6 protein-coding genes and 1 pseudogene are annotated in these 9,152 nt (G+C 39.5%); 3 read left to right on the top strand and 4 right to left on the bottom strand.

The genetic code is table 11. The features are described 5' to 3' along the window. Nucleotides 1–17 precede the first annotated feature (17 nt). Both BMX21_RS15190 and BMX21_RS15195 read right to left on the bottom strand, forming a co-directional pair. The gene (locus BMX21_RS15190) at nt 18–1,874 is read right to left on the bottom strand and encodes an N-acetylmuramoyl-L-alanine amidase (RefSeq protein ID WP_092045647.1); all 1,857 of its coding nucleotides are present in this window, start codon (nt 1,872–1,874) and stop codon (nt 18–20) included. A 62-nt stretch (nt 1,875–1,936) separates the two neighbouring features. After that, entirely contained in the window at nt 1,937–4,519 is a 2,583-nt protein-coding gene (locus BMX21_RS15195) for an ABC transporter substrate binding protein (RefSeq protein WP_092045649.1), read from the bottom strand. Nucleotides 4,520–4,660: 141 nt separating this feature from the next. Here BMX21_RS15195 and BMX21_RS15200 point away from each other — a divergent pair, with 141 nt between their 5' ends. Next, complete coding sequence (locus BMX21_RS15200) at nt 4,661–6,547, top strand: heparinase II/III domain-containing protein (protein WP_177174062.1); 1,887 nt, start codon at nt 4,661–4,663, stop codon at nt 6,545–6,547. Between the two features lie 147 nt (nt 6,548–6,694). On the opposite strand, the gene BMX21_RS15205 is transcribed toward BMX21_RS15200, so the two are convergent. Next, complete coding sequence (locus BMX21_RS15205; RefSeq protein ID WP_022753445.1) at nt 6,695–7,492, bottom strand: hypothetical protein; 798 nt, start codon at nt 7,490–7,492, stop codon at nt 6,695–6,697. Between the two features lie 354 nt (nt 7,493–7,846). Between BMX21_RS15205 and BMX21_RS15210 the strand changes: the two genes are divergently transcribed. Continuing rightward, nucleotides 7,847–8,140 carry a helix-turn-helix domain-containing protein gene (locus BMX21_RS15210; RefSeq protein ID WP_092045653.1) on the top strand — a complete coding sequence of 98 codons (294 nt, stop codon included), beginning with the start codon at nt 7,847–7,849 and terminating at the stop codon, nt 8,138–8,140. 127 nt (nt 8,141–8,267) lie between these two features. Here BMX21_RS15210 and BMX21_RS15215 read toward each other — a convergent pair whose 3' ends face one another. After that, the gene (locus tag BMX21_RS15215; RefSeq protein ID WP_027205375.1) at nt 8,268–8,816 is read right to left on the bottom strand and encodes a LemA family protein; all 549 of its coding nucleotides are present in this window, start codon (nt 8,814–8,816) and stop codon (nt 8,268–8,270) included. A 175-nt stretch (nt 8,817–8,991) separates the two neighbouring features. Between BMX21_RS15215 and BMX21_RS19105 the strand changes: the two are divergent. After that, nucleotides 8,992–9,152 (top strand): annotated as a pseudogene (locus BMX21_RS19105) (ISNCY family transposase); the annotation flags it as partial.

Consider the following 9,152-nt stretch of genomic DNA (forward strand, 5'->3'; position numbering starts at 1 on the left):
CTTTCTGTAACCAAGTTTTAATTCTGCGCAAAGTACATATCTATGCCATATATCAGCCCCTCTACCATAAGCTTTTGGAACTCATCATCATTCATTTTCTGATCTTCTGATGCATTGGTCATAAATCCCATCTCGATTATGGTAACCGGAACCCTGGACCAGTTGATACCTGTCATGGTATCTGTCTCTGATACTCCGCGGCTCTTAATACCTGTTACCTGCGTATATCCTGACAGGATACATTCTGATAATAGTCTGCTGCTCTGATACAGATCTGCATTATATGGATTGGAAGGACTCTGACATAAAGTTGTAACACCTGTAACACTGCTATTATCACTACCGTCTGCATGAAGCCTTATAAATATATCCGCACCTGATGCATTAGCCATTTGGGCTCTTTCGGCATTACTGATATTGACATCGTTTGATTCGCGCACCAAGACAACATTATAACCCTTTAATAGCAGCTCGTCACGTAGAATAAGGGCTATATCAAGGGTAAGTTCGTATTCAGGAATCCCTGTAGATACGCCTTGGGTTCCTCCTGCTACCTTGGTCTTCATAATAGATGAGCCCGGTCCTACAGGTTCCTTGTCATAATTCCCCCTTGCCTGATGCCCCGGATCTATAGCAATTGTATATATGTGCGCATTATAGATATTATCGCTTTGAGAGTTTTCAGTCGCATTTATATCAGCATCATTATCAGTTGCATTATTATCAACAGCATTATTACCAGTTGTATTATCAGAAGTATTATCAGAAGCATTTTCATAGGCTGCTTCTTTATCATCTGCTTTATCTCCCGCTGTATCAAAGCCATACAAAGGCGGCGTATTGTAAAGCCCCTTAAGATGATTAAGCTCCGCCGCGCAAGCAGGAGATAACAGGCTATTATAGCTATATAGTATAAACCCCGGCTGATTATTGTTTCTAAGTTCCGTAACCTGGGACATGATATTGGCATCAGATACGCTCCATCCAAGATCTGATGCAGGCTTAACCTCTGCCATATATAATGCAAGCCCCACATACATAGGAAGACCAAGCTTATTAAGCGTTATCCACTGCAGCAACCTGTTTGAAAAAAGCGTAACACTGCCATCTCTTGAATACATGTTGGTCCAGTAAATCTGCGGAGCTATATAATCGATATACCCAGGGACTGACATCCAGGTTACAATATCTGCCCCCTTTGCAATGTTATTGTCAACATTACCTGTAGGGCTTATTCCGAATACTTTACCGTATTTGTGGCAGGTCTTATACACATCCGCAACAAGGCTGTTATGAACAGATGCATCCATCACCGGGAAGTAGTCATCAAAGTGGATCCCATCAACCTTATAATTTCTAAGTATCTCATCGATACCCGCAACAATATTATCATGTGTGGCAAGACTTGCATCTCCGCAGTATTCGCCGTTTCTAAATCCGTAAGGATTGATCCAGGCATGTATGGACAGCCCCTTTTTATGAGCGATATCTACCATGATCTTAAGCGGATCGTATCCGGGATCTGTCCCCATAAGCATCTCTGTACTCCAGGGATAGATCTTGGAAGGATATACCGCATCATTATGAGATCTTACATGCATTATCAGCGTATTGCAGCCTGCACCCAGGATATTGTCTGTTATAGTTTCAAAAGCCTTGGTAAAAGAATCTTTATCTTTGCCCTGAAGATATTTTTGCCAGTCGCGAAAAGAAAACCAGACAGCTCTGACTTCAGTATCTATGCTGCTTGAAGCATTAAGAGTCATGACATCTTTGGCTTTTGCATTTAAAGATGTATTAGGAGCCAAAAGGAACATAAGTAGAATAAAAGACATAATAGCAGACACTATTACAGATAACTTCTTTTTTCCCATAAATTACCCCTTTCCTTACCTTCGTGTACAACTTCAAATATATGACGCATTACAATACAGCATTATGTCCTTGCAAGAATCTTCTCTATATCCTCTGCTCTCATAGGTTTACCCCTCATAAAGCCCTGGGTTGCATCGCAGCCTATGCTCTTAAGGAATTCTTCCTGCTGACTTGTCTCAACACCCTCTGCAACAACCTTATAATGCCTTGAATGAGCAATCTCTACGATCTTCTCGATCATGAACAGATTCTCCTTGGTAGGCTCTGTTCTTATAAGCGACTGATCTATCTTGAGGCACGAGAATGGAAGCCTGTTAAGATAGCTAAGGGATGAATAGCCCGTTCCGTAATCATCTATAGAAAGCCTTATCCCACCTTCTGTAAACTGGTTAAAATAGTCTGTCGTAGCACTTGAAGTTGTAAGGAATGAGCTTTCTGTTATCTCAATGACTATATACGAAGGATCGATATTATATGAAGAGAGCTTTTCAAATACATAATTGGGATATCCCCTGTCACTTAACTGAAGATTAGAAAAATTAATGGATACGGAAGGCACATTGTAACCTTTTCCAAGCCACTCACCTATCTGTTTGATGGTCTTGTGAGTAACTATCCTGTCTATCTTGATGATAGACATATTCTCTTCTGCAACAGGTATGAACTCTCCCGGACCTGCAATATTATTCTTAAGACGTACCAAAGCCTCCATGCCAAAGAGCTTATCTGTTCCCGTTATAAACTGAGGCTGATAGAAGATCTCAAATCCATCATCAGAAAGAGCCTCTTCTATAGTTGCTTTGATCTCACGTCTTCTAACCTGAGCCTTGCCAAGATCCTGATTGAAGAAATAGTAATTGTGTCGAAGTTTGTCCTTGGCATATCTTAATGCTTCACTTGCATTATTAAACGCACTCAGACTGTCCATGGAAGGAGTTCTAAGCGTAGCGCCCACAGTAACATTAACTGCAAAGCTTTGACTATCAAGTGTGACAGGCTCGTCAAAAGATCTAATGATACTGCGGCAATATTCTTCTATATTGTCTACAGAAGATTCTTTTAACAAAATTATGAATTCGTCGCCTCCAAGTCTTCCTATAATGCTATCTTTAGAAGCACTTGCCTTAAGCCTTGATGCAGTCTCAACGATGACCTTGTCTCCTGCATTATTGCCATAAAGGTCATTGATAGATCTAAAGTCATCTATATCTACAAGTATGAACCCATAATGATCTTTGCCGGCAGATATCCCTCGCATCTTATCATCAAGATATCCTCTGTTAGGAATGCCGGTTAGATAGTCTCTTGAAAGGAATCTCTGGCGGCGTCTGCTCTGAAGTATTATCTCAAGGAAAATTACTACAATGATCACTATGCAAGGTATTATGATGTTATGGTATTCTTTCATGAATTCGGCAAATGACAGAGGAGCATTCCTTATGGTACTCCACTTGGGAAGCGAAGACGTTTTTATACCATATCTATCAAGAATATCCTTATCATATACAGGGAATGTCGGTGTCTTGTCTATTACAGTAATATCCCTTGGATCTCTGCCATTTATTATCTGCATTGCCATGATAGCAGCCATCTCTCCTGCCTTGACTGAATCATAGACTATTCCGCCTGCAACTCCCTTCTCTGTAAGATCATATGCAAAGCAGAACACAGGCACAGAAGAACTCTGTGTAAGCATCAGTGCATTGTACAAAAAGCTGTTGACCATGCCATCACTTGTCTCGTAGGCATCACTTAATATAACAACACTATCAGATGACAGATTCTTAAGAAGCTCACAGGCAATAGTCATATCTGTCTCGGAGATATTGACAAATATCCATTCAAATTCGCTATATTTCTTTTCCAGTTCAATAAATTCTGCCTGATCCAGCCTTCCTATATAACTGTTATCTGTTACTACATAAAACTTTTTAACTTTGGGAAGCATGTTGTGGATGGCCTTAACATTGCCCTCAAAGTCATAGTTTTCTGTAATACCGGTAACATTGTCATACTCCTTAGCAGCCTTTATATTGGCATCATCCTGTATTCCCATATATACTACAGGCACGCCATCGATAAGTTCATCATGATCTAGCAAAAAAGAAAGTGCAGCATCATCCAGAGATATGATACAGTCATATTTTTTGCCACTTAAAAGTTTGTTGGAAAGGTAGGAATAGTAGATCCTGATATCTTCTTCAGAGTCATAACGCCTTGAATCCATGAATTCAAAGCTCAAGTTATAGCTTGATTCAGAAAGGATATTATTGATGCCCTGAATTTCAGGCTCGACTATAGTATCTCTCATACTATAGGAACTTAATACGAGAACATTGATCCTGGTATCTTCGCGGGCATACTGCATATAAGTAAACTCTTTGTCATCAGCGACATAAGGGTCTCTTGGTATAGTTTCTTCTTCATCAGTATCTGATATTAAATCTATATCTGATTCTGTATTATCAACATCTGACTCATTTTCTTTTATCTCTTCTTCGTCATCATATACGCCTGATATCACTCCGGCCTGTATCATAGAGATTGCATATGAGTGCATGACAAAAAGTCCCATTCCCGCCATAATACTCAGGCATAGGGCAAGACAAGGCATGAATCTTTTTAAGAATCCAAGCTTTTTCATTGTCACCTCAACAGGCTGTATTTGGGACTCAAAGCCTATATCTTTTTTCGGACAAAATGTGGTATTGCATTATAGTTTTGGTATTATCGAAATGGTATAATTCATCTAAAAAACACATATTATTATCTATGGGGGATGCATATGGAATATTTGTATAGGGATGCTCTGTCAAGAGCTGGTAATGTTCATGCAATAACTGATCTTTGGGATAATTTAAGGGAGAGTATTACAGAAAATGCCAGGAAGTATCTTATCAAAGATGCTGAGCATTATCTTGGATATAGTTTTGCTCCTATTCCTGCAACTTTATTTATGGACTTTAAGCGTACGGGGAACAGGGTGCGTTTTGAGGATGTATATTTTAACAAAAGGCGTGTGCTTAATTCACTTGTGCTCGGTGAATTGTGCGAGGATAAGGGACGCTTTGTCGATGATATCATAAACGGGATCTATAGCATATGTGAGGAAAGTGCCTGGCAGCTTCCTGCACATAACTCATATAAGCGCGATACTCCTCAAAATATACTGCCTGATACTGACAGGCCTATAATTGAGCTTTTCGCCTGCGAGACAGGGGCTCAGCTTGCAACTATCTCCTATGTCCTTAAAGATAAACTTGACAGTGTATCTGATGAGATCTGTCATCGTATTAATTCCGAGCTTACAAAGCGTATCATAAAGCCATATCTTAATGAACATTTCTGGTGGATGGGCAGGGAAGACGAGCCTATGTGTAACTGGACTATCTGGTGTACTCAGAACATCCTTCTTACTGCTGCCCAGATGGACGATCCCACTATACCTTTAGAAGATATTCTAAGCAAAGCTGCAGGATCTGTAGACTATTTTCTCAAAGACTACGGCGATGACGGATGCTGCGATGAAGGGGCTATGTACTATCATCATGCCGGGCTGTGCATGTATATCACAACTTATCTTCTGGACCTCATGACAGATGGCGCTTTCAAAGGCTGTATGAAGAATGCCAAGATCAAAAATATCGCGGAATATATCTCCAATGTTCATATTCATGGTAGTTTTTATCTTAACTATGCAGACTGCGCTCCAATATTAGAGCCTGCCGGCGCAAGAGAATACCTTCTTGGCAAAATGGTTGACAGTCCGTCTCTCATGTCATATGCTGCGCTGGATTTCAAATCTTCATTAGAAAGCAATGAAGTGTCATCTACCGGTAGCTTTGCTTCTGTCAAAGCATCTAGTGCGCACTATCTTAAGGATGAGATCAATCTCTCCTACAGGCTTCTGACCATAATGTATGAAAAAGAGATCCTAAACTATGCCAAAGAGAACCCTGATCAGATACCTGCAGGTAATGTATACTATGAAAGCGCCGGTGTATTTGTAACAAGGCATGGCGATATAGTACTGTCAGTCAAGGCAGGTGACAATGATGACAGTCACAATCACAATGATACGGGAAGTGTTATTTTATATGCAAAGAACAAACCTGCTCTAATAGATGTCGGTGTAGAAAGCTATACTGCCAAGACCTTCTCAGAAAGACGCTACGAGATATGGACCATGCAATCAAGCTATCACAATCTTCCCACTATTGCTGGATATGACCAGCTCCCGGGAGCAGATTATCATGCAAGCAGCGTACAAGTATCTGATGATCTTACCAGCATAGAACTTGATATCCGGGATGCATATCCGCAGGAATGCAAGCTAAGATCATACAAAAGGTATGCATCTTTAATATCTGAATGTAAACTAGTCATCAAAGACAGCTGGCAATTTGAAGATGATGCTGACAATAAAGATATCATTCTTAACTTCATGACTTATGAAAAGCCGGAAGTTATGCTATCAGAAGATCCAAGTACAGACGGAATCTTTAAGATCGGCGATCTATGCACCTTCAAGGTCGTCGGAGCATGCAGATACCAGATAGAGGCAATACCTGTAACTGATCCACGCCTTCAAAAGACCTGGAAACATGAAATATACAGAGTCCGCTTCTATCCCTTGGAAGATTCGAACGAGTTCACAATTATAGCAATATAACTTGTATTACCGCTTGACCGGTGCAGTATTCCCAAAAGTTTTACTGGGGATACTGCACCGACTCTATGGCAAGTTTGGGTTAGTAATAAAAAGCGCCTCAGAATGCATTTTGCAAACTGAGGCGCACTTATTATTAACTAACTTTTTTCACTGAAGAACCACATCTCCGTTATTCTTGAGCATACTGCGGAGGCTTATGATACGGTCCCAGTTTCCATCAGATTCTGTCGCCGGTATCCAGCACTTGCCCTGAAGATAGATGTAGTGATAATAGTAGTACATATCTCTTTCAAGTCTCTCTGTAGACAGACCAAAGAGCTTAGAGAATCTGTTGATCGCAGGGATCTCCTCTTCTGTATACATTACAGCCATAGCCCCACTTTCAAGCATAGGGAGTATATGATTCTTGGCATAATCAAAACCTTCATCCCAGGCTCTGTTATCATCCTTGTCTATTCCTCGTGAGGGATTATACTCACTTCCGGCCTCATCAAGGATAGACTTGATAGCATCAAGACTTGCAATATTGGTATTGGATGAAAGATTGGAAATAAAATCACGGAACATAGTAAGTATATTAGTATCATCTGCAACTGAAGCAAACCACATCTTACCATTCTCATCATCAAGAACTATAGCCTTGTCATAGGTAAATACCTCATCACCACTACATCTTGATGCAGTCTGTGAATAGCATATATTCTGGGATATCGCACGAGAATCTTTCATGTTATGAATACATGCATTTAATATAGCTACCATATACTTGGTATCTACTATAAGCATAAAGGGAAGTTTGGACTTGCTGACTCCTACAGCATCTATTGTAAATCGGCTTGCACTTGCAGGCTCTTCTAAGGCTACAAGGATGCCTTTTCTTATGACTTCTTCACTCTTGTCAGCACGGGTAATCTTTAAATATGTATTAGAAGACATGTAATCCATAGAAACCTTCCCCTTCCTAGGAATATCAAAAAGTTTTAACTATTTCCACTCCCACATAATAATCTGTCAAAACCACAATACGAGCGGTTCTGCTGGTTTTTATTAAATTCAAGTTATCTAATATAATAATAACACATCCTGCCATGTTATTGTAAAAAGACAAATAAAAAAATCGGCAAATCGCACATATTGTGGATTCCTGATTTTTTTGGCTTAAATAATATGGACACCCAATGCACCCAACTATAAGCACACCGGCTTATGCTATTTAGTTTTTTACTCATTTTATCAAGAGCTACTCCAAATACTTCTGTATAATTAAATTACGATATCGTAACAGAAAGGACCAAGAGCATGGAAAATATTCAGCTGCTTATAGAAGCTATGGAATATATAGAAGACAATCTATCCCAGCCGCTTAAAACAGATACTATTGCTGATCATTTGTACTGCTCAAAGTCTACTATTGAGAAGCTTTTCAGGTACATTAACAACATCAGTATCAGGGATTATATAATTCGAAGGCGTATGAGTAAGGCCTCAAAAGAGATTGTCCATAATCCGGAAAAGTCCTTGCTTAATATTGGTTTGGACTATGGTTATAGCAGCAATGAAGCCTTTAGGTGGAACAGCTCTCCGATATTCTGAGTTTTTCACAATGCTTCAGAATGAGCTTAGTGAAGAATTCAAGAACCAGTATCCTAACAGACTTTCCGATTAATGTTTAAACCTCTATATCATTTTGATATAGAGGTTATGTAATCTTGTGAATCTTTTAAAAGTGTATATCTGCATTCCTCTTTGCAGATGCATCTTCATCTCTAAAGAATTCAAGTGGTCTTGCGTTCTTTATTGAAGCAACAATAGAATTAGGAAATACAATAATCTCCTGGTTGTACTGTGTTACGTTAGCATTGTACATTCTCTTAGCTGCTGCAAAATGCTCGTTCTCATCAGCAATCTGTTTCTGAAGCGTAACCATAACTTCGGAAGACTTAAGTTCCGGGAACTGCTCAGCAAGTGCGACAAGCCCCTTCTGAGCCGCATCCTGAAACTTGCTCTGCTCAGAAAGCTCTGAAATAGACATATTCTGATGGATCTGATGGATTTTTGAAAAGATCTCATCTTCATGACTCATGTACTTCTTGGCCACTTCAAGTGAGTTCATGATAACGTCATATCTTTTTACCATGTACACCTCGATATCAGCCTTGGCCTGACTTATAGCAACAGATATCCTGTCTATTCTGTTGCTTACTGATATAAAGCCTACTACTGCAACAATAATAACAATAAACAATAATGAAGAAATCATTCCAGCCATACTTTTATAATCCCCCTTTAAATAATCTTTTCTAGGCGTTTGCGAAACGCCAAAAGCCGCATAAATACGGCATTTTTATTGCAATAAAAATGAATAACCCCTCACCGGATATGGTAAAATAGAGTTGTCCAAAAACTACCTACCAACACTCAAGAAAGGAGTTATTCTGATATATATGATACCATACAAACAGCTTTCTTTGGCTGATATTTATTCAGACTGCCAGGATAAATTTGAAAATGACAAGCCTGCATTTCTGTCTCTATTAGAAACCTATATCGATCTTGATGAAATTATTCCGATTTCCTTTAGAAATCATTTCTATGCATCAACGGG

Source organism: Butyrivibrio sp. TB (assembly GCF_900110805.1).
GTDB classification, from domain to species: domain Bacteria; phylum Bacillota; class Clostridia; order Lachnospirales; family Lachnospiraceae; genus Butyrivibrio; species Butyrivibrio fibrisolvens_C.

Coding starts and splice junctions, on each gene's coding strand:
- BMX21_RS15190 (WP_092045647.1), bottom strand. CDS start 1,874: ATGGGAAAAAAGAAGTTATCTGTAATAGTGTCTGCTATTATGTCTTTT.
- BMX21_RS15195 (WP_092045649.1), bottom strand. CDS start 4,519: ATGAAAAAGCTTGGATTCTTAAAAAGATTCATGCCTTGTCTTGCCCTA.
- BMX21_RS15200 (WP_177174062.1), top strand. CDS start 4,661: ATGGAATATTTGTATAGGGATGCTCTGTCAAGAGCTGGTAATGTTCAT.
- BMX21_RS15205 (WP_022753445.1), bottom strand. CDS start 7,492: ATGGATTACATGTCTTCTAATACATATTTAAAGATTACCCGTGCTGAC.
- BMX21_RS15210 (WP_092045653.1), top strand. CDS start 7,847: ATGGAAAATATTCAGCTGCTTATAGAAGCTATGGAATATATAGAAGAC.
- BMX21_RS15215 (WP_027205375.1), bottom strand. CDS start 8,816: ATGGCTGGAATGATTTCTTCATTATTGTTTATTGTTATTATTGTTGCA.